The following is a 25,665-nucleotide window of genomic DNA, read 5'->3' as shown; positions in this document are numbered from 1 at the left end:
TTACGGGCCGGTGCCGCAAGGGGTCAAATTCGGCGGACCGTACCGCTTCGGCCCCGCGGGGCGCCCGGGGGCGCCGCGCACGGGCCGGGCGTCACGCCTCGGCGGTCTCGGCGGTCTCGGCGACGAAGCCGCGCAGCCAGGCGCGGAACTCGGGGCCGAGGTCCTCGCGCTCGCACGCGAGGCGGACGATCGCCCGGAGGTAGTCGCCGCGGTCGCCCGTGTCGTAGCGGCGCCCCTTGAACACCACGCCGTGGACGGGTCCGCCCACGGACTCGTCACGCGCCAGGGTCTCCAGGGCGTCGGTCAGCTGGATCTCCCCGCCACGGCCGGGCTCGGTCCGGCCCAGCACGCCGAAGACGGCCGGGTCCAGGACGTAGCGGCCGATGACGGCGTAGCTGCTCGGCGCGTCGGCCGGGTCCGGCTTCTCCACCAGGCCGGTGACCCGCACGACGTCGGCGTCCTCGGTCATCTCGACGGCGGCGCAGCCGTAGAGGTGGATCTGGGCCGGGTCCACCTCCATCAGGGCGACGACGCTGCCGCCGCGCCGGGTCAGGACCTCCAGCATCCGGGCGAGCAGCGGGTCACGGGGGTCGATCAGGTCGTCGCCGAGGAGGACCGCGAACGGCTCGTCGCCGACGTGCGGGGCCGCGCAGAGCACGGCGTGGCCGAGGCCGCGGGGGTCGCCCTGGCGGACGTAGTGCATGGTGGCGAGCTCGCTCGACTCCTGCACCTTCGCCAGGCGCTCCTCGTCACCCTTGCGGGTGAGGGCGGACTCCAGCTCGTGGTTGCGGTCGAAGTGGTCCTCGAGGGGGCGCTTGTTGCGCCCCGTCACCATCAGGACGTCCTCCAGACCGGCCGACACCGCCTCCTCCACCACGTACTGGATGGCCGGCTTGTCGACGACCGGCAGCATCTCCTTGGGAGTCGCCTTGGTCGCCGGCAAGAACCGCGTGCCCAGACCGGCGGCAGGGATGACGGCCTTGCGGACGCGCGTGGTGGGGATGTTGTTCATCGGGCTGGTTCCTGTTTTCCGAATCGTGTCAAAGCCGTGTGGGCCGTCCTCGGGCGAGGACGGCCCACACGGGCCGGCTGCGTCGGTGCCCCGTCAGTCCTGCGTGGGGGCGGCGGTCTTCTTGGCAGCCGTCTTCTTGGCGGTCGTCGTCTTCTTGGCAGCCGTCTTCTTGGCCGTCGTCGTCTTCTTGGCGGCGGTCTTCTTGGCGGTCGTCGTCGTCTTCTTGGCGGCCTTGCGGGCCGTCTTCTTGGCCGGGGCGGGAGCCTCGGCCTCGACGTCGGCCTCGGCCGCCTCGGTCACGGGAGCGGCCGGCGACTCGACCACCACGACGGCGGCCTCCTCGGCGCCCGTCGGGGACCCGGCGGGCGCGGTGACCTTGCGGACCACCCGGCGACGGGCCTTCGGCGGGGCGGCCACGGGGGCCTCCTCGACGACCGGCTCGGGCGCGGCCTCCACGACCGGCTCGGGCGCGGGCTCCGCGGCGGGTGCCACGGGCTCGGCCTCGACGACCGGCGCCGGGGCCGGGGAACCGGCAGGTGCCGTCGCCTTGCGGGTCGCACGGCGGCGGGCCTTCGGCGGGGCGGCCACGGGGGCCTCCTCGACGACCGGCTCCGGCTCGACGACGGGCGCGGCCTCCACGACCGGCTCCGGCTCGACGACCGGTGCGGGCTCGACGACCGGCGGACCGGCCGGCGCGGAGACCTTGCGGGTCGCGCGGCGGCGGCCACGGCCGCGGGTGGCGGCGGCCTCGGCCTCGGCGGCGCTGCTGTACAGCTCCTCGTCGGGGCGGAAGGGCTCGGCCACGGCGACCGGAGCGGCGACCTCGGCGGCCAGCTCGGCCTCCGTCTCGACCGTCTCGGTCTCCTCCGGCTCGGCCGTCGCGGCGCTCTCGACGTGCTCGTGCTCGTGCTCGTGGTGCTCCGCGCCACCGCGGCCGCGCTTCTTGGCGCGCTTGCCGCCACCGCCGCCGCCGGGGGCGGTCGGCTGCTCCATGTGGACGATCACACCGCGGCCGTTGCAGTGGACGCAGGTCTCGGAGAAGGACTCCAGGAGGCCCTGGCCGACCCGCTTGCGGGTCATCTGGACCAGGCCGAGCGAGGTGACCTCGGCCACCTGGTGCTTGGTCCGGTCCCGGCCCAGGCACTCCAGGAGACGGCGCAGCACCAGGTCGCGGTTGGACTCCAGGACCATGTCGATGAAGTCGATGACGACGATGCCGCCCAGGTCGCGCAGCCGGAGCTGGCGCACGATCTCCTCGGCCGCTTCGAGGTTGTTCCTCGTCACGGTCTCCTCGAGGTTGCCGCCCTGGCCGGTGAACTTGCCGGTGTTGACGTCGACGACGATCATCGCCTCGGTCTTGTCGATCACCAGCGAGCCGCCGCTCGGCAGCCAGACCTTGCGGTCCAGCGCCTTCATCAGCTGCTCGTCGATCCGGTACGTCGCGAAGACGTCGACCTCGCTCGTCCACTTGGACAGGCGGTCGGTCAGGTCCGGGGCGACGTGGTTCACGTACCCGTGGATGGTCTCCCAGGCGTCGTCACCGCTGACGATGACCTTGGAGAAGTCCTCGTTGAAGATGTCGCGGACGACGCGGACGGTCATGTCCGGCTCGCCGTAGAGGAGGGTCGGCGCGTTGGTCGCGCCGCCGCTCTTGGCCCTCTTCTGGATCTCTTCCCACTGCCCCTGCAGACGCTCGACGTCACGGCGCAGCTCGTCCTCGCTCGCGCCCTCGGCGGCGGTGCGCACGATGACGCCCGCGTCCTCGGGGACGATCTTCTTGAGGATGGTCTTCAGCCGGGCCCGCTCGGTGTCCGGGAGCTTGCGGCTGATGCCGGTCATGGAGCCCTCGGGGACGTACACGAGGTAGCGCCCGGGCAGGGACACCTGGCTCGTCAGACGCGCGCCCTTGTGGCCGATCGGGTCCTTCGTCACCTGGACGAGGACGGACTGGCCGGACTTGAGGGCGGTCTCGATGCGGCGCGGCCCGTGAGCCATGCCGAGCGCCTCGAAGTTGACCTCACCGGCGTACAGGACGGCGTTGCGGCCCTTGCCGATGTCGACGAAGGCGGCCTCCATCGACGGCAGCACGTTCTGGACCTTGCCCAGGTAGACGTTGCCGACGTACGAGGTGGCCTGCTCCTTGTTGACGTAGTGCTCGACGAGCACGTCGTCTTCCAGGACGCCGATCTGGGTGCGCTCGCCGTTCTGGCGGACGACCATGACGCGCTCGACGGCCTCGCGGCGGGCCAGGAACTCGGCCTCGGTGATGATCGGGACGCGGCGGCGGCCCTGCTCGCGGCCCTCGCGGCGGCGCTGCTTCTTCGCCTCCAGACGCGTGGAGCCCTTGATGGACTGCACCTCGTCGGACGGCTCGGCCTTCTCGCGCGCCGGGCGGGGCTCGCGGACCTTGACGACCGTACGGACGCCGTCGTCCTCGCCCGCCTCGGTCTCGCCGGAGGCGTCACCGCTGCGGCGGCGACGGCGGCGACGGCGACGGGAGCTGCTGCTGCCGGACGCGGAACCGCTTTCGTCGTCGTCGCTGTCGGCGTCGGACTCGTCCTCGGACTCCTCGTCCTCGGCGTGGGGCTCCTCCGCCTCCTCGGCCTCGTCGGACTCCTCCGTCTCGGCGAGCTCGCCACGGCGACGGCGACGGCCGCCCCGGCGGCGACGGCGGGACGGGCGGTCCTCGTACTCGTCGGTGTCGTCGGCCTCGGCCTCGGGCTCCTCCGCCTCGACCTCGGGCTCGTCGGCCACCGTGGCCGGCACGGGCTCGACGGCGACGGGCTCGGCCTCCGCGGCGGGCTCGCCACGGCGGCGACGGCGGCGACGGCCGGCGGGCTCGGGGCGCTCGACGGTCTCGGCGACCGGCTCGGGGGTCTCGACGGTCTCTTCCTCGTCCGGCTCCTCCACGGCCTCGGCGGCGGCCGCGGCGGCCGCGGTCTCCGGGGTCTGGAACATCGGCTCGGTGAAGACCGGGGCCTGGAAGACGGCGACGGCGGGGCGCGCGGCCCGGCGACCGCGCGAGGTCTCCTCGGCCTTGGGGGCGACGACCGGCTCGGCGGTGAACTGCGGCGAGACGGCGCGGCGGCGGGTACGGCCGCGGGTGGCGGCCTTCTCGGCGGCGGCGACCTCGGGCTCGTCGGCGGTGATCTGCTCGACGGTCTCCTGTGGCAGGGTCTCGCCGGCCGGAGCGGCGGGGGCCTCGGGCGAGGTGGCCTTACGGGTGGCACGACGGCGGGTCCGCGGCGCGGGCGCGGCGGACTCCTCGGCCGGCGCCTCCTGCACGGGGGCGGCCTCGACGGGCGCCTCGGCGACGGCGGTCTCCGCGGCCGGCTCGACGGGCTGCTCGGCGGGGGCCTCGGGCGAGGTGGCCTTACGGGTGGCACGGCGACGGGTCCGCGGCGCGGGCGCGGCGGACTCCTCGGCCGACGCCTCCTGCACGGGTGCGGCCTCGACCGGCGCCTCGGCGGGCGTCACGGCGACGGCCTCGGCGGGCGCCTCGGCGGAGGTGGCCTTACGGGTGGCACGACGACGGGTCCGCGGCGCGGGCGCGGCGGACTCCTCGGCCGACGCCTCCTGCACGGGGGCGGCCTCGACCGGCGCCTCGGCGGAGGTGGCCTTGCGGGTGGCACGACGGCGGGCGCGCGGCGCGGGCGCGGCGGACTCCTCGGCCGGGGTCTCCTGCGGTGCGGCCGCTACGGGCGCCTCGGCGGGCGTCTCCACGGCGGCTTCGGTGGTGGTGTCCGCGGCGACCGGGGGTCCGGCCGGCCGGGAGGCTGCGCGGCGCCTGCGGCGCGGCGGCAGCTTGTCACCAGGTGCGTTGTTGTTCTCTTCGTTCGGCTCGAGCATGCGGGGTTTCTCCCGTCACGCTCCCGGGCGCCGCGTCTTGGTCCGGTCCGGCGGCACGATCGCGCGAGATGCGCGGTGCCGCCGTCCGGGGCGCGGGCGCCGCACGGGAGCTGATGTCTGGCTCGCCGGTTCCCTACGCGTGGTGCGTACGGCCTGGCGAAAGTCTCCTGGTCTGTGCGCTGCCCGACCCAGGTGGCTCCCGAGTGCCAGGGCTGCGCTACAACGACCGCTCCCTACGCGGTACCGGCACCCGGCGCCGTCGCTGAGGCGGTCGCGGCGGCCTTGGGTGGAGCGGCCGTGACTGCCTCGCGGTCGGGCGCGAGCGGGTCGGTCACCGTGCCGGACTCCTCGTCGAAGAGCCCCTGCGCCAGCCTGGTCACCGCAGCGGGGACCGGCGGCGCCAGGTCGGCCACAGCTCGGAGACCGGACAGGACGTCGTCGGGTCGCACGGCAGGTGTCACGTGCCGAACAACCAGCCGCAGTATCGCACAGGCATTGTCCAGCGGCCTATCAGCCAGGGAACGTGCCTGTGGATGATCCGCGACGAGGTCGGCGACGGCGGAACGGGCGTCGAAGGTGCGGATGCCGTTCTTGGTCTTGCGTCGGACTTCCACGGTCTCGGCGGCGAGGAAGGCCTCGACGGCCTTCGTCACCTCCTCGACGGTGACGCCGTCGAGCCGCAGCTCCCACACGGAGGCGGTGAGCCGGTCGGCGAGTCCGGAGGTCCGGGCCTCGACGGCGTCGGTGATGTCGAGGCCGGCCGGGAGCGACTCGTCGAGCAGGGCCCGCAGCGTCTCCGGATCCCGCGCCTCGGTGAGGGCGATCTCCAGGTACTCGGCCTCGGAGCCCGTACCCGTGGGGGCGGCGTTGGCGTACGACACCTTGGGGTGCGGGGTGAAGCCGGCCGAGTACGCCATGGGCACCTCGGCGCGGCGCAGCGCCCGCTCGAACGCGCGCTGGAAGTCACGGTGGCTGGTGAACCGGAGGCGGCCGCGCTTGGTGTAGCGCAGTCGGATGCGCTGCACCGCCGGTGCGGGCGGCGGGCCTTCGGGCTGTCGCTTGCCCAGTGGTTCTTCTCCTCGGTGCGGGGCGGGCGCGGGTGGCGCACCGCCCACGAAATGCGGGTGGCCTGCCTCTGGGGGTCCCGACCGGCTCACCCCCGCTGTCGCGGGGAGATCTCGGGTGCGGGCGCCGCGCCGGAGGCGGTTGCTGTACTACCCAGAGTACGCGCCTGGGCCACCGCCGGTTCCCCAGGCTCGGTCGTCCGGGCTCCGCCGACCAGTGCGTACCAGGCGTCCCGCCGGGCCTGTCGCACGCTCGCGCGCGCCGATCCGAACGCCGCGCGGGCGGCGCGCCGCGCCTCGGAGGCGGCCCTGCGGGCCGGGGTCCAGACGCCGTCCCGCAGCAGGCGGCCGACGGGCGCGCACACGGTCCGGTAGATCAGGACGGCGGGACGGCCGAGCAGGTGCCAGGCGGCCCGGGCCAGGGCTCGGCCGACGGCGCGGGAGACGAACCCGGCGATCCGCCAGCCGACCCGGAGGGCGCCGACGACCTCCCGCCCGACCGGGACGAGGACGTACCGCCACAGCAGACCGAGCGGGAGGACGAGGCCGTAGCGGACGGCCGGCACCAGCACGTACCGCCACAGGCCCACCCACGGCCACACGAACACGGCCTTGGCCAGGACGCCCAGGCCCCGTCCGATTCCGGTGAGGAGCCAGGCGATGCCGTGTCCGAGCGGGGTGAGGACGGTGGCGTACAGCCATCCGGCCGGGATCGCGAAGCCGTAGCGGGCCAGCGGCAGGACGCCGTACGTCCACAGGCCGACGGCGAGGAAGGCGAGCGCCCGGCCGACGGGCGCGAGGATCCAGCGGTAGGCCCAGCGCGCGGGAAGGACGAGGCCGTAGCGGACGGCCGGCACCAGCACGTACCGCCACAGGCCCACCCAGGGCCATACGCACACGGCCTTGGCCAGCCAGAGGGCGGCGACGCCCAGGCCGCGGAGGAACGGGGCCAGCACCTGGCGGCCCAGCCAGAGGAGCGGGACGGCCAGCCGTCCGCCGAGCCATCCGAGCCCACGGGCCAGCGGCCGCCACACCGCCCGTTCGAGGAACCGCCCGCCGGCGGCCAAGAGGTCCCAGACCATCCGTACCGGCACGACGACCAGCAGGACCACGAGGCGTACCGGAATCCTGACGAACGCCGTCACACAGCCTTCGGGGGCGGGACGCGGCTGCGGCTTCTCCATGCTCATGCTGGGAATGACGCGACGGCCCGGCGGAGGGTTTCCCCTCGCACCGGGCCGTCGTCGGAGTGTGACCGGAACGGGCTACTGGACAACCGTCAGCGGCAGCAGCTTCTTGCCGGTCGGGCCGACCTGGATCTCGGTCTGCATGGCCGGGCACACGCCGCAGTCGAAGCACGGGGTCCAGCGGCAGTCCTCGACCTCGGTCTCGTCCAGCGCGTCCTGCCAGTCCTCCCAGAGCCAGTCCTTGTCGAGACCGGAGTCCAGGTGGTCCCAGGGCAGGACCTCTTCGTAGGTGCGCTCGCGGGTGGTGTACCAGTCGACGTCGACGCCCTGCTCGGGCAGCGTCTTCTCGGCGCAGGCCATCCAGCGGTCGTACGAGAAGTGCTCGCGCCAGCCGTCGAAGCGGCCGCCGTCGTCGTAGACCGCGCGGATGACCGCGCCGATCCGGCGGTCGCCGCGCGAGAGCAGGCCCTCGACGATGCCGGGCTTGCCGTCGTGGTAGCGGAAGCCGATCGAGCGGCCGTACTTCTTGTCGCCGCGGATCTTGTCGCGGAGCTTCTCCAGGCGGGCGTCGGTCTCCTCGGCGGAGAGCTGCGGCGCCCACTGGAAGGGGGTGTGCGGCTTGGGCACGAAGCCGCCGATCGACACCGTGCAGCGGATGTCGTTCTGGCCCGACACCTTGCGGCCCTCGGCGATCACCTTGACCGCCATGTCACCGATCTGCAGGACGTCCTCGTCCGTCTCGGTCGGCAGGCCGCACATGAAGTACAGCTTCACCTGACGCCAGCCGTTGCCGTACGCGGTGGAGACGGTCCGGATCAGGTCCTCCTCCGAGACCATCTTGTTGATGACCTTGCGCATGCGCTCGGAGCCGCCCTCGGGGGCGAACGTGAGGCCGGACCGGCGGCCGTTGCGGGTCAGCTCGTTGGCCAGGTCGACGTTGAACGCGTCTACCCGGGTCGAGGGGAGGGACAGACCGATCTTGTCCTCCTCGTACCGGTCGGCCAGGCCCTTCGCGATGTCGCCGATCTCGGTGTGGTCCGCCGAGGACAGCGAGAGCAGGCCGACCTCCTCGAAGCCGGTCGCCTTCAGACCCTTCTCGACCATCTCGCCGATGCCGGTGATGCTTCGCTCCCGCACGGGGCGCGTGATCATGCCGGCCTGGCAGAAACGGCAGCCGCGGGTGCAGCCGCGGAAGATCTCGACGGACATCCGCTCGTGGACGGTCTCGGCGAGCGGGACCAGCGGCTGCTTGGGGTACGGCCACTCGTCGAGGTCCATGACGGTGTGCTTGGACACCCGCCACGGCACGCCGGAGCGGTTGGGGACGACCCGGGCGATACGGCCGTCGGGGAGGTACTCGACGTCGTAGAAGCCGGGGATGTAGACCGAGCCCGTCCTGGCGAGCCGGAGGAGGACCTCCTCGCGGCCGCCGGGGCGGCCCTCGGCCTTCCAGCCGCGGATGATCTCGGTCATGTCGAGGACGGCCTGCTCTCCGTCGCCGATGATCGCCGCGTCGATGAAGTCCGCGATCGGCTCGGGGTTGAAGGCCGCGTGGCCGCCCGCGAGCACGATCGGGTGGTCGACGGTCCGGTCCTTCGACTCCAGCGGGATGCCCGCGAGGTCGAGGGCGGTGAGCATGTTGGTGTAGCCCAGCTCGGTGGAGAAGCTCAGGCCGAAGACGTCGAACGCGCCCACGGGCCGGTGGCTGTCCACGGTGAACTGCGGGACGCCGTGCTCCCGCATCAGCTCTTCGAGGTCCGGCCAGACGCTGTAGGTGCGCTCGGCGAGGACGCCCTCCCGCTCGTTCAGCACCTCGTACAGGATCATGACGCCCTGGTTGGGCAGGCCGACCTCGTACGCGTCCGGGTACATGAGCGCCCAGCGCACGTCGGCGGACTCCCACGGCTTGACCGTGGAGTTCAGCTCTCCACCGACGTACTGGATCGGCTTCTGCACGTGCGGGAGCAGAGCTTCGAGCTGCGGGAAGACAGACTCGGCAGCAGACATCTCGAACCTTCGTGAGCTGGCAGGGGGCGACTCTCAAGCGTACCCGCTCCTCAGAAGCCGACCGCCGCCCTCGTTTTCGTCGCCGAGGTCCGCTTCCAGACCTCGGGGAACCGGTCCTCCAGGGCCGCGCCGAGCGCCTCCTCCCGGCCGTACAGCAGCCCCCAGACGAAGGCCGGCTCCCCCGCCGCGTGGGCCTGGATCGCCAGGGTGCGCAGGGTCTCGCGGGCGACGACGCTGTCCTGGTGGTCGCCGAGGAGCGACTGGACGGACTTGATCCGCCGGGCGAAGCGCTTGACGGGCTTGCCGAGGGCCGGGGTGGCGGCCTCGGCGGCGTAGCGGGTGCGCTTGGCGGCCTTGCGGGCCCCGTGCAGGGCGAGGTCGCGCTCGTGCCCGGGGGGAAGGGACAGGGCGCGGTCGACCCGCCCGGCGAGCCGGTCGTAGTCCTTGCCGACCGCCTTGGTGAGGACCTTCGGGGCGTCCCGGTGGGCGGCCTTGCGCAGCGGCGGGTCGGCGACCAGCGCGTGCAAGGTCCGCAGGAGCGCCAGGTGGCGGTCGGAGTCGAGGGCGGCGAGGGCCGTGCGGCGCGCGTCGGCGCCGACGGCGGCGTCCCAGACGCGGAGCCGGGCGCGGACGGGCCCGAGGAGCAGGGTGTCGGGGACCGCGTCGACCCGGTCGGCCAGGTGGGCGGCGAGGACCTCCTGGTCGCGGGCCACGCCGAGCTCCCCGGCCAGCCACTTGAGCTCCTCGCCGATGGGGTCGGTGACGGTCCGGTCGAGGACCTTGCCGTACGTCTTGAAGGCGCTGCGGAGCCTGCGGGTGGCGACGCGCATCTTGTGGACGGCGTCGGGCAGCTCGCGCCGGACGGCGGGGTCGTAGCGGACGATCGCCTCGACCTGTTCCCGTACGTACGCGAGGACGCGGCCGCCCGCGGTGTCCTCGGCGAGGGCCGGCGGCCGGGTCGCCGGGTCGGCCGCGGGCGGTGCCGGGGTCGTCTCCGCCAGCGCCCTGGCCAGCTTCGACGGGGCGGTGGAGGGCCGTACGCCCGCCTTCCTGAGCCGCTTCTCGACCGCGTCGAGGAGGCCGGGGTCGGCGCCGTCCGCCAGCTCGACCTCGATCTCCTTCCAGGAGGCGGTCGCTCCCCCGTCCTCGCCGAGTCGCTCGGCGAGGACGGTGTCCACCGACACCTCGGCCAGCAGGGTCCCCGCGTCGTCCAGCAGATGGCGGACGGCCCGGGAGGAGAGGAGCCGGACCACGGGGGCGACCTCGCCGCCCAGGGTTCGGGAGCGCAGCAGCCCGGCCAGCGACTCCGGGAGGGTGTCGTCCAGCGGGGCCCTGATCTCGTCGCGCACCCCGGGGGCGACGGGCAGCTTGAGGTGCCAGCCGGCGTCCCCGCCGCCGGTGCGGCGGCGCAGGGTCAGGGAGCCGGCGGCCAGGCGGAGGTCGGCGGTGTCGTAGTAGACGGCGTCGAGTTCGTCGACGCCTCTGTCCTGGACGGCCGAGACCCCCGGGGCCCGGGTGAGGTCCGGCAGCCTCGTCTCGTCGGTGGCTTCGTACTTCCGCTCGATCTCGCGCTTCGTCTCGGCCATGTATCGAATCTAGTCGCCAACGGGCTTTCGCGCAGAGCGGCTTGGGTCTCAGGCGGTCATCGGCCGCTGGACCCGGATCGACTGGAGCAGCCCGATCGCCACCCACACGGCGAACATCGACGAGCCGCCGTAGGAGACGAACGGCAGCGGCAGTCCCGCCACCGGCATGATGCCGAGCGTCATGCCGATGTTCTCGAAGGACTGGAACGCGAACCAGGCGATGATGCCGGCGGCGACGATCGTGCCGTACAGCTCGGTGGTCTCGCGGGCGATGCGGCAGGCCCGCCAGAGGATGACGCCGAGCAGGCCGAGGATCAGCGCGCCGCCGAGGAAGCCCAGCTCCTCGCCGGCGACGGTGAAGATGAAGTCGGTCTGCTGTTCGGGCACGAACTGGCCGGTGGTCTGGTGGCCGTTGAAGAGCCCGGCGCCGTACAGCCCGCCGGAGCCGATCGCGATCCGGGCCTGGTTGGTGTTGTAGCCGACGCCCGCCGGGTCGAGCTCGGGGTTGGCGAAGGCGGCGAAGCGGTTGAGCTGGTACTCGTCGAGCACACCGAGCGCGGCGACGAGGAGGGCTCCGGTGACCCCGGCGGCGATGAGGCCGAGGACCCAGCGGTTGGAGGCGCCGGAGGCGAGGAGCACACCCAGCACGATCACCACCATGACCATCACCGAGCCGAGGTCGGGCATCAGCATGACGATGCCCATCGGGAGGGCGGCCAGGACGAGCGCCTTGGCGACGGTGAGGTGGTCGGGGTGGATCTGGTCGCCCGCGTCGACCTTGGAGGCCAGCAGCACCGCCATGATCAGGATGATCGTGATCTTGACGAACTCGCTGGGCTGGAGGGAGAAGCCGCCGCCGAGGACGATCCAGGCGTGCGCGCCGTTGATGGTGGCCCCGAGCGGGGTGAGGACGGCGAGGATCAGCAGGACGGAGATGCCGTAGAGGACCGGTACCGCGCCGCGCAGGGTGCGGTGGCCGAGCCAGACGGTGCCGATCATCAGGGTGAGCCCGATGCCGGTGTTGAGGACGTGGCGGAAGAGGAAGTAGTACGGGTCGCCCTGGTTCAGCTCCGTACGGCCCCGGGTGGCGGACCAGACGAGCAGGGCGCCGAGCAGGGACAGGGCGATGCTGGAGAGCAGGATCGGCCAGTCGAGCCGGCGCAGCACCGAGTCCCGGGCGGTCAGCTTCGCGATCGGGCCGCGTTCGGGGGCGTACCGGGAGACGGAGAAGCCGTGGGGTGCGGTCATCGGGTCAGTCCCTCCAGACGGCGGGGGGCGGGCCCGCGAGTGGCTCCTGCCCGCCTTCCCTCTTCTTGTTCGGGTCGACCAGCTGTGCCGCGGGGTCGTACGGCTTGATCGTGGGCGTCTCGATGGTCCCGTCGGCGAGGATCCTCGGCAGCGTCTTCTGCGGCTGGGGCAGCAGGGCCCGCCCGAGGTCCTGGTTGCCCTCGTCGTCGAGGCCGTAGATCGCGTCGTAGATGTTGCGCACGGCGGGGCCGGAGGCGCCGGAGCCCGTACCACCCTGGGAGATCGTCATGACGATCGTGTAGTCGCGGGTGTAGGTCGCGAACCAGGAGGTGGTCTGCTTGCCGTAGACCTGGGCGGTGCCCGTCTTGGCGTGCATCGGGATCTTGTCCTGTGGCCAGCCGCCGAACCGCCAGGCGGCGGTGCCGCCGGGCTCGACGACGGAGCGCAGCCCCTTGTCGAGGTCCTTGATGGTCTGGGCGTCGACCGGCAGCCTGCCGTGGGGCTTGGGCTTGATCTCGGTGACCTTCTTGCCGTCCGGGCTGATCACGGCCTTGCCGATGGTGGGGTTGTAGAGGGTGCCGCCGTTGCTGATGGCGGCGTAGGCGGTGGCCAGCTGGATGGGGGTGATGAGGACGTCACCCTGTCCGATGGCGAAGTTGATGCTGTCGAAGGCCTTCAGCTGGTTGCCTTCGAGGCAGCTCTCGTAGGCGATCTGCTCGACGTACGAGCCGCCCTTCTTGCCCTGCTTGCACCAGGCGTCCTTGTTGGCTTCCCAGAAGCTCTTCTTCCACTGCCGGTCGGGGATGCGGCCGCTGACCTCGTTGGGCAGGTCGACGCCGGTCTCGGAGCCGAAACCGAAGTCGTGGGCGGTGCGGTAGAACCAGTCGTGGGCGTCCTTCTTGGGCTTGAGCCCGCCGTCGCGCTGCCACTCCTGGTGGCCCAGACGGTAGAAGACGGTGTTGCAGGAGAACTTGAGGGCGTCCCCGAGGGTGATGGGGCCGTGCCCCTGCGACTCGAAGTTCGCGAAGCTGCGGTTGCCCATGCTGTAGGAGCTGCTGCAGTTGTAGAGGTCGTTGAAGGGGTGGCCGCCGCGGACGGCCGCACTCGCCGACACGACCTTGAAGACCGAGCCGGCGGGCGCCTGGCCCTGGATGGCCCGGTTCAGCAAGGGGTAGTTCGAGTTCTTGTCGGTGAGACGGGCGTACTCCTTGCCGGAGATGCCGCCGATCCAGGCGTTGGGGTCGTAGTCGGGCTGGGAGGCCATGGCGACGACCCGGCCGGTCCGGGACTCCAGGACGACGACGGCGCCCGCGTCGGCCTCGTAGGGACGGCCGGTGATCTTGTCGGTCTCCTTGCGGACGGTCTCCATGGCCGCGTGGAGCTCGAACTCGGCGACGGCCTGGACCCGGGCGTCGATGCTGGTGACGACGTTGGAGCCGGCCACGCCGGGGTCGGACTCGCTCTGGCCCATCACCCGGCCGAGCTTGTCGACCTCGTACGACGTGACGGCGGCCTTGCCGCGCAGCTGCTTGTCGTAGGTGCGCTCCAGGCCCGAGCGGCCGACCTGGTCGGAGCGCAGGTGCGGCGAGTCGGTGTCCTTGGCCTTCTCGATCTCCTCGTCGGTGACCGGCGAGAGGTAGCCGAGGACCTGCGAGGAGCGGGCCTTGCCGGGCGCGGGGTAGCGCCGGACGGCGGTGGGTTCGGCGGTGATGCCGGGGAAGTCCTCGGCGCTCTCCCGGATCGTCAGGGCCTGCTGGGTGGTGGCCTCGAGGGTGACCGGGATGGGCTGGTAGGGCGAGCCGTTCCAGCAGGGCTGCGGCGTCTGGGAGTCGCAGAGCCGGACCTTGTCCATGACGTCCTTGGGCTTCATGCCCAGGACGCCGGCGAGCCGGGTGAGGACGCCCTTGCCGTCGTCCTTCATCTTCATCAGCGCGGTGCGGGACGCGGAGACGACGAGCCGGGTCTCGTTGTCCGCGAGGGGGACGCCGCGGGCGTCGAGGATCGAGCCGCGCACGGCGGGCTGGACGACCCGCTGGACGTGGTTGCTCTTCGCCTCGTCGGTGTACTCCTTGCCGTTGCGGATCTGGAGGTACCAGAGGCGTCCGCCGAGGGTGAGGAGGAGGGAGAAGACGAGGACCTGGATGATGACGAGACGGATCTGGACCCTGGGTGTCCGCCCGGTCTCCGGGATGTTGCTCATACTGCCGGTGCCCCCTCGGTCACAGTCGCTTGACGCCCTTGATACGGCCCGCTCGCGCGGCTCTGCCCCGGGCCGCCTTGACGAGCAGGCCTCCGCGCTGGTTGCCGATCCGCAGGCCGGTGCCGGAGGAGAGCCAGCCGGAGGCGACGTCGGTGGCGGCGCCGCCACCGGCGTCGGCGAGCGGGTCGTTGTCCACCTTCCGGGCCAGCGCCATGATCAGCGGCACGGTGAAGGGCGCGAGGAGGAGGTCGTAGACGGCCGCGGTGAAGAGCAGGAAGCCGAGGCCGACGTGGCGGGCGGCGGTGTCCCCGACGAGGGCACCGACCCCCGCGTACAGCAGGGTGGTGCCGACCGCGGCGACGACGACCACGGCCATGGGCCCGCTGGCGGACTTGAGCCGGCCGTTGTCGGGGCGGGCGAGGCCGGCGAGGTAGCCGATGACGCAGAGGACGAGGGCGTAGCGGCCGACGGCGTGGTCCGCGGGCGGGGCGAGGTCGGCGAGGAGGCCGGCCCCGAAGCCGATGAGGCAGCCGCCGACGGGGCCGTACACCAGGGCGAGGCCGAGGACGGTCAGCAGGACGAGGTCGGGGACGGCGCCGGGGAGCTGGAGCCGGGCGAGGACGGAGACCTGGATGACGAGGGCGACCACGACGAGGGCCGTGGAGAGCAGGATGCGGTTGAACTTCATTCCTCAGTCCCCCTGCTCTTGGTTCTGTCCGTCGGCCGGCGCCTGCCCCGGCGGCCGGCCGTCCGGCGCGGCGGGCTGCTGCCCGTCCTGTGCCTGGCCCTGTGGTTGGCCCTGTGGTTGGCCGTCCTGCACCTGTCCCTCGACCTGCCCCTGCGGCTGACCCGCCTGCTGGCCGGGCGGCGGAGTCGGCGTGATGGTGACCGTGACGGTCGGCGCCGGCTTGGGCTTGGGCGGCAGGACCATGTCGCGGGGGTCGGTGCGCGGGGCCTGGACGACGACGCCGACGATGTCGAGCTTGGTGAAGCCGACGTACGGACGGACGTAGACGTTACGGGTGAGGCCGCCGCCCGGCGGGTCGACGCGGACGACCTCGCCGACGGGCACGCCGGGCACGAAGGGCCGGTCGGCGTGGGAGCCGAAGGTGACCATCCGGTCCCCGGGCTTGACCTTGGCCTTGCCGTTGAGGAGCTGGACGAGGAGCGGGCGGTCGCCCTGGCCGGTCGCGAAGCCGAGTTCGTCGGTCTTCTCCATGCGGGTGCCGACGGTGAAGTCGGGGTCGCTGGCGAGGAGCACGGTCGCCGTCGAGGGGCCGACCGTGGTCACCCGGCCGACGAGGCCCGCGCCGTTGAGGACGGTCATGTCGCGGGTGATGCCGTCGTTGGCACCGGCGTCGATGGTGACGGTCCAGGAGAAGCCCTGGGCCGCTCCTATGGCGACGACCTCGGCGGCCTTGATGCCGTACTGCCCGGCGCCCGCCGTCTTCAGCATGGTGTCGAGCTCGCGGACGCGGCTGCGGTTGCGGTCGTCGCTGCCGAGCTTGGTCTTGAGGGCGGCGTTCTCGCGCTCCAGCGCGGCGATCCGGGTGTGGCGCTCGCCGGAATCGCGCACGGCTCCTATGGCGTTGCCGATCGGATCGACGGCCGCCGCGACGCCGTTCTCCACCGGGCCGAAGACCGCGGCGGCGGCCTGCCGGGCGCCGTCGACCGGTGACTCCTGGCCTCCGCGGATGTCCACCGTGATCAGTGCGAACGCGATGGCGATCAGCAGCACCAGGAGCAGCCGGCTCTCTCGTGTGTCCCTCACGTGCGGCGGCCGTGCCTTTCCTCTTGGTTCGGTTGTTCCGTGCGGTCTGTGCCGGTGTACCGACGATCCGCTGTACGGGTGTTCTTACCATCCGTGCCGGCGGCCCCCCGGACCGAGGTGCCCGGGGGCCGGCGCGGACGGTCCCGGAACCGTCAGCGGCGGGGCTGGGCGTCCAGCACCTGCTGGAGCGCCTCGAACTCCTCCACGCACTTGCCCGAGCCGAGCGCCACCGAGTCCAGCGGGTCCTCGGCGATGTGGATCGGCATTCCGGTCTCGCGGCGCAGCCTCTCGTCGAGGCCGCGCAGAAGTGCGCCACCACCCGTGAGAACGATGCCGCGGTCCATCACGTCACCGGAGAGCTCGGGCGGACACTTGTCGAGCGTGGTCTTCACGGCGTCGACGATGGCGTTGACCGGCTCCTCGATGGCCTTGCGGACCTCCGCGGCGGAGATGACCACGGTCTTGGGCAGACCGGAGACGAGGTCGCGGCCGCGGATCTCGGTGTGCTCGTCCTTGTCGAGGTCGTACGCCGAGCCGATGGTGATCTTGATCTGTTCGGCGGTGCGCTCACCGAGGAGGAGCGAGTACTCCTTCTTGATGTGCTGGATGATCGCGTTGTCCAGCTCGTCGCCGGCGACCCGGATGGACTGTGCCGTGACGATTCCTCCCAGCGAGATCACGGCGACCTCGGTGGTGCCGCCGCCGATGTCCACGACCATGTTGCCGGTCGCCTCGTGCACGGGGAGTCCGGAGCCGATGGCGGCGGCCATGGGCTCCTCGATGATGTGCACCTGTCGGGCGCCGGCCTGCGTCGACGCCTCGATGACGGCGCGGCGCTCGACTCCGGTGATGCCGGAGGGAACGCAGACGACGACCCGGGGGCGGGCGAGGTAGCGGCGCTTGTGGATCTTGAGGATGAAGTAGCGGAGCATGCGCTCGGTGATCTCGAAGTCGGCGATCACGCCGTCCTTCAGAGGCCGGACGGCGACGATGTTGCCGGGGGTCCGGCCGATCATCTTCTTCGCCTCGGCACCGACCGCGAGGATCCCGCCGGTGTTGGTGTTGATCGCGACGACGGACGGCTCGTTCAGAACGATGCCTTTACCCCTGACGTACACCAGCGTGTTGGCGGTCCCGAGGTCGACAGCCATGTCACGGCCGATGAACGACATTGAGTTCCCCTTGTTTCCCATGAGGATGCGTCGGGCCTTCCCAATTGGAGCGTTGACGGCTTCTCAGGTCGGCGAGGTGGTGGGTGCGGGTAGTGCGGCGTGGAGTTTTCCATCGTAGTGCCGCCCGCACGGATACCGCGCGGTGGCCCACCTCTGTATAGGTGACGGTAGGACGCAGCGATGCGTTCCCGGTTACGTCGTTCATATGCCTGGGGGCGACCGAAATTCCATCGGTCGCCCCAGGTCGTTGCTGTGGATGGCTGACACGGGGTCAGCTCCGGGTCATGCCAGGCCGGGGAAGAAGATCTTCAGTTCCCGAATGGCGGATTCCTCGGAGTCCGAGGCGTGGATCAGGTTCTCCCGGACGATGGTCCCGAAGTCCCCCCGGATGGACCCGGGGGCCGCGGCGATCGGGTCGGTCGGGCCGGCCAGGGTGCGCACGCCCTCGATGACGCGCTCGCCGTCGACGACCAGGGCGACGACCGGGCCGGACTGCATGAAGCCCATCAGCGGCTCGTAGAAGGGCTTGCCCTTGTGCTCGCCGTAGTGCAGCTCCAGCGTGTCCTGGTCCAGGTGGCGCAGCTCGAGGGCGGAGATGGTCCAGCCGGCCTTCCGCTCGATCCGGCCGATGATCTCGCCGACCAGCCCGCGGCGGACGGCGTCGGGCTTGAGCAGGACGAGCGTGCGCTGGCTCACGGTGGAGACTCCTTACGAAATGCGGTGTGCGGACCTCAGAGGCTACAGGTCCCGCACGGCCGACGATTACGCAGCGTCAAGCCGTACGGATGCCCACACGCGGACCGGGTCGCGCGCGGGCGTGGGGCCGGACGGCGCGGGCGTACGGGAGCGGGCTCCCGGCCAGACGGGACTTTCGAAACACGCCCTAGGCCGGGTTGGGCTCCGACGTGGGTGTCGCCGTCGCGGGGTCGGCCGTCTCCGCCGCCTCCGCCTGGGCGGCCCAGCGCGCCTTCGCCTCGTCGATCGTGCGGCCGTAGCGGATCGAGGCCCACCACAGCACCGCGAAGGTCGCGCCGAGGAAGAACATCACCGGCACCACGAACCCGCTCGCGATGAGGGCGATCTGCAGCGCCCAGCCCAGCTGGAGCCCGCCCGGGCGGGTGATCATCCCGCAGAGCAGCACCGACAGCAGCATCGCGACGCCGCACACCGTCCAGACCGCGGTCATGGACAGGCTGTCGTCCTTCATGGCGACGAGCCCGGCGAACCCGATCACGAAGAACTCGCCGATCAGCGTCAAGGCACAGAGCGTACGCATGGGATTCAGCGCCTTCCGAGCAGCAGCCGGGCGTCCCCGACGGTGAAGATCGATCCGGTGACCAGCACACCCGCGCCGGCGTACTCGTCCTCTTCCTCCGCGAGGGTGATCGCCGCCTCGATGGCGTCGTCCACGCGCGGCTCGACGACCACCCGCTCGTCGCCGAAGACCTCGACGGCGAGCGCGGCGAGCGCGTCCACGTCGGTGGCGCGCGGGCTGGAGTTCGCCGTGACGACGACCTCGGCGAGGATCGGCTCGAAGGCCTCCAGCAGGCCCCTGGCGTCCTTGTCGGAGCTGGTGGAGATCACGCCGATGAGCCGCGAGAAGCCGAAGGCCTCGCTGATGCCCTCCGCCGTCGCCCGGGCGCCGGCCGGGTTGTGGGCGGCGTCCAGGATGACGGTCGGGGAGCTGCGGACGACCTCCATCCGGCCGGGTGTGGAGACCGAGGCGAAGGCGCGGCGGACCGTGTCGACGTCGAGCGTCCGGGCGTGCTCGGCGCCGATGCCGAAGAACGCCTCCACCGCCGCGAGGGCGACGGCGGCGTTGTGCGCCTGGTGGGCGCCGTAGAGCGGGAGGAAGATGCCGTCGTACTCACCGCCGAGGCCGCGCAGGGTCAGCAGCTGGCCGCCGACCGCGATCTCGCGGCTGACGATGCCGAACTCCATGCCCTCGCGGGCCACCGTGGCGTCCACCTCGACGGCCTTCTTCAGCATGACCTGCGCCGCGTCCACCGGCTGCTGGGCCAGGACGACCGTCGCGCCCTGCTTGACGATCCCGGACTTCTCGCCCGCGATCGCGCCGGGCGTGTCGCCGAGCCGGTCGGTGTGGTCGAGGTCGATCGGGGTGACGACGGCGACCGAGGCGTCGATGACGTTGGTCGCGTCCCAGGTGCCGCCCATGCCGACCTCGACGACGGCGACATCCACCGGCGCGTCGGCGAAGGCCGCGTACGCCATTCCGGTCATGACCTCGAAGAAGGAGAGCCGGAACTCCTCACGGGCGTCGACGAGGTCCACGTACGGCTTGATGTCCTCGTACGTCTCGATGAACTTCTCGGCCGAGATCGGGGCGCCGTCGAGGCTGATCCGCTCGGTGATCGTCTGCACGTGCGGCGAGGTGTACCGGCCGGTGCGCAGCTCGAAGGCGCTCAGCAGCGCCTCGATCATGCGGGCGGTCGACGTCTTGCCGTTCGTCCCCGTGATGTGGATCGAGGGGTACGCGCGCTGCGGCTCGCCGAGCACGTCCATCAGGGCGGCGATCCGGCGGACCGACGGCTCGAGCTTGGTCTCGCCCCAGCGGGACGCGAGCTCGGTCTCGACCTCGCGCAACGCCTTGTCCACCTCCGGATCGGCGGGCCGGGAGGGCACGGGGTCACCCTGGGGCGGACCGGCCTGCGCGCGCAGGGTGCGGCTGCCGGCCTCGATCACCGCCAGGTCGGGGTCACGGTCGGTCTCGGCGTCGACGATGTCGTCGAACGGGTCGCGGGGCTCACTCACGGGGTCAGTCTACGGAGGCCCACCGACAGGACCGCGGACCCACCCCATTCGGGACTTTCGCCCCAGGGGCCCGGGGCCACCCGCGGGTCGGGGCGAGCGGGTGCCCGCGGGTCGGGGCGCGCGCCGGTCGGGGCGCACGGGGCCCGCGGGTCGGGGCGCACCGCTAGGCCGGGCCGAAGCCCGTCGGAAGCAGCGCCGTCACCCGGTACACGTCCCCGTCCGGTCCGGCCTTCAGCGTGCCCCCCATGCTGGTGACCCGCTCCTCCATCGAGAACAGGCCCGTCCCCGTCGAGACCGGCACCCGGTCCGGCGGGGTCTCCGGCAGCGGGTTGACGACGTCGATGCGCAGGTCGCGGCCGGCCACCGTGATCGCGACGGTCACGGGCCGGCCCGGCGCGTGCTTGGCCGCGTTCGTCAGGCACTCCTGGACCACCCGGTGCACGGCCGTCTGGCGCAGCGGCGACAGCGCCTTGGCCTCCTCGGCGACCGTCAGCGCGACCGGCCCGCCCATCCGCTCGCTCTCCCGGGCGAGGGCGCTCAGCCCTTCCAGGCCGGGGGTCGCCGCGCCTCCGTCGGCCCGGCGCACGATCGTCTCGTTCAGCATGTGGTGGGCGCGGCGGGCGGTGTCGGCGAGTTCGTCGAAGTCCTTGCGGTACGCCCCTCCCCCGGCCCGGACGGCCAGCACCTCGGCCCGTACCGCGAGGACGGTCAGCTCGCGCCCCACCAGGTCGTGGACGTCCCGGCCCACCGAGATCCGCTCTTCCTGGACGGCCTGGCGGGCGGCGGCCTCGGCGCGCTGCGACTCCAGCGCGCGGACGAGGTCCTGCCGGTAGGCGGCGATGCCGACGCCCGAGGCGAGGACGCCGATCGGCACCACGAGGCTCAGGAAGTCGCTCAGCGTGTCACCGTGCCGGCCGGGCCAGCCCGGGGTGTGGAACAGCGCGTAGGCCACGGCCACATAGAGGACGGTCGCGAGGACGGCCATCCGGCGGCCCCGGAAGCGGCCCAGCGAGTACAGCGCGAACTGGATCATGGTCAGCTCGTGCAGCCAGCCCATCAGGGCGAGCGCGACGAGGTACGGGACCCAGGGCAGCCGCCGTCGCAGCACCAGCGTCGAGGCGCCGGCGGCGAGCACGAGCGTGGCGGTGACCCCGGTCAGGGAGTTGTCGGCGCGGGCGAGGCCCGGCACGTCCAGGAGCATCAGGGCGAAGGCGCTCAGCGCCGTGACGACGTCGAGGGCCCGCGGCGATCCGGCCCACCGGTCCACGCGGCGCCGCAGCGCGGGGACGGCGGGGAGGCGGAGCATGCCTTCCATCATGCAAGGTCCTTGGACCCGAAGGGGCGGACTTTGGTCACAAGTCGCGTGATGTCAGGCACTCCGGACAAACGCGAAGGGCCCGGGACCGGCCGGTCCCGGGCCCTTCGCGTCGGATCACGCCTGCGGCAGCCGCTCCAGCTGCGCCTGGATGCGGGCGATGTCCTCGTCGGCCTTGGCGAGCCGCGTCCGGATCTTGTCGACCACGTTGTCCGGCGCCTTGGCCAGGAACGCTTCGTTGCCGAGCTTTCCGTTGGCCTGCGCCTTCTCCTTCTCGGCGGCCGCGAGGTCCTTGGCGAGCCGCTTGCGCTCCGCCGCCACGTCGATGGTGCCGGAGAGGTCGAGCGCGACCGTGGCCCCGGCGACCGGCAGGGAGGCGGTGGCCGAGAAGCCCTCGCCCTCCGGCTGGAGACGCAGCAGCTGCCGGATGGCCGCCTCGTGCGGGGCGAGCGCGGTCCCGGCGAGGTCCAGGCGGGCCGGGACCTTCTGCCCCGGCTGGAGCCCCTGGTCGGAACGGAACCGGCGGACCTCGGTGACGACCTGCTGGACGAGCTCGATCTCGCGCTCGGCGGCCTCGTCGCGGAAGCCGGAATCGGCGGGCCAGTCGGCGATGACGACGGACTCCTGACCGGTGAGCGTGGTCCAGAGCGTCTCGGTGACGAACGGGACGACCGGGTGCAGCAGCCGCAGCGTCACGTCCAGGACCTCACCGAGGACGCGGCCGGAGACCTTGGCCTGCTCGCCGCCGGCGAAGAACGTCGTCTTCGACAGCTCGACGAACCAGTCGAAGACCTCGTCCCACGCGAAGTGGTAGAGGGAGTCGGACAGCTTCGAGAACTGGTAGTCGTCGTAGAAGGCGTCGACCTCGGCGACCGTCTTGTTGAGACGGGAGAGGATCCACCGGTCAGTGGCGGACATCTGCGACGGGTCCGGCAGCGGGCCCTCGACCGTGGCGCCGTTCATCAGCGCGAAGCGGGTCGCGTTCCAGATCTTGTTGGCGAAGTTGCGGGAGGCCTGGACCCAGTCCTCGCCGATCGGGACGTCGACGCCCGGGTTCGCGCCGCGCGCCAGGGTGAAGCGGACGGCGTCGGAGCCGTACGTGTCCATCCAGTCCAGCGGGTTGACCGCGTTGCCGAAGGACTTCGACATCTTCTTGCCGAACTGGTCGCGGACCATGCCGTGCAGGGCGATGGTGTGGAACGGCGGGGTGCCGTCCATCGCGTACAGGCCGAACATCATCATCCGGGCGACCCAGAAGAAGAGGATGTCGTAGCCCGTGACCAGGACGGAGTTCGGGTAGAACTTCGCGAGGCTGTCGGTCTGCTCCGGCCAGCCGAGCGTGGAGAACGGCCACAGGCCGGAGGAGAACCAGGTGTCGAGGACGTCCGTGTCCTGGTGCCAGCCCTCGCCCGTCGGCGCCTCGTCGTCCGGTCCGACGCAGACGATCTCCCCGTTGGGGCCGTACCAGACGGGAATGCGGTGACCCCACCACAGCTGGCGCGAGATGCACCAGTCGTGAAGGTTGTCGACCCAGTCGAAGTACCGCTTCTCCATCTCCTGCGGATGGATCTTGACCCTGCCGTCGCGGACCGCGTCACCGGCGGCCTTGGCGAGCGGGCCGACCTTGACCCACCACTGCATGGACAGCCGCGGCTCGATGGTGGTCTTGCAGCGCGAGCAGTGGCCGACCGAGTGGACGTACGGACGCTTCTCGGCGACGACGCGGCCCTCGGCGCGCAGCGCGGCGACGATGGCGGAGCGGGCCTCCAGACGGTCCAGGCCCTGGAAGGGGCCGTGGGCGGTGATGACCGCGCGCTCGTCCATGACCGCGAGGCTCGGCAGGTTGTGGCGCTGGCCGATCTCAAAGTCGTTCGGGTCGTGAGCGGGCGTCACCTTGACGGCGCCGGTGCCGAACTCGGGGTCGACGTGCTCGTCGGCGACGACCGGGATACGGCGGCCCGTCAGGGGCAGCTCGATCTCGGTGCCGACCAGGTGCTTGTACCGCTCGTCGTCCGGGTGGACGGCGACGGCCGTGTCACCGAGCATCGTCTCGGCGCGGGTCGTCGCGACGACGATCTCCGAGTCCCCGGAGCCGTAACGGATGGAGACCAGCTCGCCGTCGTCGTCCTGGTACTCGACCTCGATGTCCGAGATAGCCGTCAGACAGCGGGGGCACCAGTTGATAATGCGCTCGGCGCGGTAGATCAGCTCGTCGTCGTAGAGCCGCTTGAAGATGGTCTGGACGGCCTGGGAGAGGCCCTCGTCCATGGTGAAGCGCTCGCGGGACCAGGCGACGCCGTCGCCCAGGCGCTTCATCTGGCCGGAGATCTGGCCCCCGGACTCGGCCTTCCACTTCCAGACGCGCTCGACGAACGCCTCGCGCCCCAGGTCGTGGCGGGACTTGCCCTCCTTGGCGAGCTCCCGCTCGACGACGTTCTGGGTCGCGATGCCGGCGTGGTCCATGCCCGGCTGCCACAGCGTCTCGTAACCCTGCATCCGCTTGCGGCGGGTGAGGGCGTCGATCAGCGTGTGTTCGAAGGCGTGGCCCAGGTGGAGCGACCCCGTCACGTTCGGCGGCGGGATGACGATCGTGTACGGCGGCTTCTCGCTGTTCGCGTCCGCCTCGAAGTAACCGCGCTCTACCCAGCGCTCGTACAGCTTCCCCTCTACTTCGGCCGGCGCGTACTGGGTCGGCAGTTCGGGGTTGGCTGCTGGCTGCTGCTGAGTGTTCTCGGTCACGGGGCCAGTTTAGGGGTGTGGCGGCGTGGTCCCGAAACTCGATTGTTCGGTAACGGTGTGGGCCCCGCCGCCCCGGGCCGACCGGCGTTCCGCGAGGATGTTCGTCACGCATAAACATCCTGTGAGGGGAACCTGTCCATGAGCTACAACCAGCCGGGCCCGTACGGCGGCCAGCCGCAGCAGCCCGGGCCCTACGGCGGCCAGCAGCCCGGCCCCTACGGCCAGCAGCCGCAGGCGCCCCAGCCCGGTTACGGCTACCCGCAGCAGGCCCCGCAGGGCGTCCCGCCGCAGCAGCCGCCGTACGGATACCCGCAGGGCGGCCAGCAGCCGGGTCCCTACGGACAGCCTCCCCAGCAGCCGCCGTACGGCCAGGCCCCCGGCGCCTACCCGCCGCCCCCGCCCGGCGCGCCGAAGAAGAAGACCGGCCTGATCATCGGCGCCGCGGTCGTGGCCCTCGCCCTGGTGGCCGGCGGTGCCTGGTACTTCACCGCGGGCGGCGGCGCCGGCAACAGTGCTGTGGGGGACGACACCAAGGGCTACAAGATCACCCCGGCCGCCACGGTCGGCGAGTACAAGAAGGAAGGCGCCGAGAAGTCCGGCAACCTGACCGACAAGCAGAAGGCCAGCGCCAGCGCGATGGGGATCAGCGATCCCCACGCGGTACAGGTCTCCTACAAGGCGGGCGACTCCACAGACCCGCTCAAGGGCAAGAGCATGAGCCTCAACGGGATGTGGGGCGAGATCGCCGACCCCGCGAAGGCGCTCGACACCGCGTTCTCGAACTACGAGAAGGACCAGACCAGCGAGGCCGACGACGTCAAGGTGACGCAGGTCGGCAGCCCGGAGAGCAAGACCCCGGCGGGCTTCGAGGGGGCGCTGATGAAGTGCCAGTACCTGAAGCTCGAGAGCACCGGCGCCGAGACCACGCCGGGGCCGAAGTCGTTCCAGGTGCCCACGTGCATCTGGTCCGACTACAGCACGCTGGGTGTCGTCAATATCATCGACCTGTCGACCATGATGACCGGTGGCCAGGGTCTCTCGCTGGACCAGGTCGCCGAGGTGACCGCCCAGCACTACAAGGCCTCCCGCACCAAGTCCTAGCGGGCGGCACAGGGGTGCGGACAGAAGTCCGTCTCCCGGTGTGGACGTCGCCTCGACAGGGCCGAGATCAGCCATAGGACATCGGCGACTGGCCTCAGGCCTCAGGCCTCAGGCCTCAACGAGGAGCCTGCACGGAGAGATTGTCTGCCGCCTGGATCGACAGAACCAGAACGTTTGGCCTGTCGATCCAGACCGGCAAGGAACTTTTGCTCTTCCGCCTCACCGGCCATGCCGAAATCCCATGGTCGGCTCATCTTCGCGAAAGCTCGTTCAGTGAGCGCGTTTGCAGGCCTCGGCTGCAACCCCCAGCTCTACCCTGATATTGACGAGGTCGCGCAGACACGTCGGGTTGTACGTCCATCCGATCCCGATGTTCCACGCCTCGTGCGCACAGGCGGCGTAGACCTTCGGTCCCACGACGTAGCCGTGACTCTTGACGTAGTTCAAGCATCCCGTATACATGGAAGCCGAGGCCGACGCCGGCGTGGCCAGGGCGATCGGCGCGAGGGTTGCAGCCGCCGCGACGCCCAGTGTCGCCATGACCCGGCTAATCTTCGTAGATCTCATCGAGAGCCTTTCGCGTCTTGTCTGGATATTCATCACGCAAAAGGCAACCACAAGTTGATCAACGTGCGAAGCCGT

General features: G+C 71.6%; 18 protein-coding genes. 1 reads left to right on the top strand and 17 read right to left on the bottom strand.

Annotated features, from left to right (window positions below; translation table 11 throughout):
• Window positions 1-91: 91 nt before the first annotated feature.
• From galU to ACZ6RC_RS01705, 16 genes are all read right to left on the bottom strand, one after another.
• Window positions 92-1,012: a UTP--glucose-1-phosphate uridylyltransferase GalU gene (gene galU, locus ACZ6RC_RS01780; protein WP_453614555.1), complete on the bottom strand. Its 921-nt coding sequence runs from the start codon at window positions 1,010-1,012 to the stop codon at window positions 92-94.
• 93 nt (window positions 1,013-1,105) lie between these two features.
• Window positions 1,106-4,861, bottom strand: a complete 3,756-nt coding sequence (locus tag ACZ6RC_RS01775; protein ID WP_469578654.1) for an Rne/Rng family ribonuclease — start codon at window positions 4,859-4,861, stop codon at window positions 1,106-1,108.
• Between the two features lie 233 nt (window positions 4,862-5,094).
• Window positions 5,095-5,886, bottom strand: a complete 792-nt coding sequence (locus ACZ6RC_RS01770) for a TIGR03936 family radical SAM-associated protein (RefSeq protein ID WP_391142644.1) — start codon at window positions 5,884-5,886, stop codon at window positions 5,095-5,097.
• A gap of 128 nt (window positions 5,887-6,014) precedes the next feature.
• Window positions 6,015-7,115, bottom strand: coding sequence for a hypothetical protein (locus ACZ6RC_RS01765; protein WP_469578653.1), 1,101 nt, complete (start codon window positions 7,113-7,115; stop codon window positions 6,015-6,017).
• A 75-nt stretch (window positions 7,116-7,190) separates the two neighbouring features.
• The gene (locus ACZ6RC_RS01760; protein ID WP_391142649.1) at window positions 7,191-9,119 is read right to left on the bottom strand and encodes a TIGR03960 family B12-binding radical SAM protein; all 1,929 of its coding nucleotides are present in this window, start codon (window positions 9,117-9,119) and stop codon (window positions 7,191-7,193) included.
• A 50-nt stretch (window positions 9,120-9,169) separates the two neighbouring features.
• Entirely contained in the window at window positions 9,170-10,705 is a 1,536-nt protein-coding gene (locus ACZ6RC_RS01755) for a CYTH and CHAD domain-containing protein (RefSeq protein ID WP_469578651.1), read from the bottom strand.
• Window positions 10,706-10,753: 48 nt separating this feature from the next.
• Entirely contained in the window at window positions 10,754-11,953 is a 1,200-nt protein-coding gene (gene rodA, locus ACZ6RC_RS01750) for a rod shape-determining protein RodA (protein ID WP_391142654.1), read from the bottom strand.
• A 4-nt stretch (window positions 11,954-11,957) separates the two neighbouring features.
• Window positions 11,958-14,153 carry a penicillin-binding protein 2 gene (mrdA, locus tag ACZ6RC_RS01745; protein WP_391142656.1) on the bottom strand — a complete coding sequence of 732 codons (2,196 nt, stop codon included), beginning with the start codon at window positions 14,151-14,153 and terminating at the stop codon, window positions 11,958-11,960.
• Between the two features lie 19 nt (window positions 14,154-14,172).
• Window positions 14,173-14,841, bottom strand: coding sequence for a rod shape-determining protein MreD (gene mreD, locus ACZ6RC_RS01740; protein ID WP_453614544.1), 669 nt, complete (start codon window positions 14,839-14,841; stop codon window positions 14,173-14,175).
• A 3-nt stretch (window positions 14,842-14,844) separates the two neighbouring features.
• A complete protein-coding gene (gene mreC, locus ACZ6RC_RS01735; RefSeq protein ID WP_469578650.1) occupies window positions 14,845-15,924 on the bottom strand; it encodes a rod shape-determining protein MreC in 1,080 nt (359 codons plus the stop codon).
• 152 nt (window positions 15,925-16,076) lie between these two features.
• On the bottom strand, window positions 16,077-17,096 hold the full coding sequence (locus ACZ6RC_RS01730; RefSeq protein ID WP_189824232.1) for a rod shape-determining protein: 1,020 nt from the start codon (window positions 17,094-17,096) through the stop codon (window positions 16,077-16,079).
• Window positions 17,097-17,378: 282 nt separating this feature from the next.
• On the bottom strand, window positions 17,379-17,792 hold the full coding sequence (ndk, locus tag ACZ6RC_RS01725) for a nucleoside-diphosphate kinase (protein WP_391142663.1): 414 nt from the start codon (window positions 17,790-17,792) through the stop codon (window positions 17,379-17,381).
• A gap of 187 nt (window positions 17,793-17,979) precedes the next feature.
• A complete protein-coding gene (locus ACZ6RC_RS01720) occupies window positions 17,980-18,372 on the bottom strand; it encodes a DUF4233 domain-containing protein (protein ID WP_469578647.1) in 393 nt (130 codons plus the stop codon).
• Window positions 18,373-18,377: 5 nt separating this feature from the next.
• Window positions 18,378-19,868, bottom strand: a complete 1,491-nt coding sequence (gene folC / locus ACZ6RC_RS01715; protein WP_453614537.1) for a bifunctional tetrahydrofolate synthase/dihydrofolate synthase — start codon at window positions 19,866-19,868, stop codon at window positions 18,378-18,380.
• 163 nt (window positions 19,869-20,031) lie between these two features.
• A complete protein-coding gene (locus ACZ6RC_RS01710; RefSeq protein WP_469578645.1) occupies window positions 20,032-21,174 on the bottom strand; it encodes a sensor histidine kinase in 1,143 nt (380 codons plus the stop codon).
• 126 nt (window positions 21,175-21,300) lie between these two features.
• Window positions 21,301-23,922: a valine--tRNA ligase gene (locus ACZ6RC_RS01705; RefSeq protein ID WP_469578644.1), complete on the bottom strand. Its 2,622-nt coding sequence runs from the start codon at window positions 23,920-23,922 to the stop codon at window positions 21,301-21,303.
• A 138-nt stretch (window positions 23,923-24,060) separates the two neighbouring features.
• On the opposite strand from ACZ6RC_RS01705, the gene ACZ6RC_RS01700 reads away from it, so the two are divergent.
• A complete protein-coding gene (locus ACZ6RC_RS01700; RefSeq protein ID WP_469578642.1) occupies window positions 24,061-25,023 on the top strand; it encodes a hypothetical protein in 963 nt (320 codons plus the stop codon).
• Between the two features lie 270 nt (window positions 25,024-25,293).
• Here ACZ6RC_RS01700 and ACZ6RC_RS01695 read toward each other — a convergent pair whose 3' ends face one another.
• Entirely contained in the window at window positions 25,294-25,563 is a 270-nt protein-coding gene (locus tag ACZ6RC_RS01695) for a hypothetical protein (protein WP_469578640.1), read from the bottom strand.
• Window positions 25,564-25,665 lie beyond the last annotated feature (102 nt).

Source organism: Streptomyces sp. NPDC048353, from assembly GCF_055587165.1.
Note: the sequence above shows the minus strand (reverse complement) of the source record. Positions and strands in the feature narration are given on the sequence as shown.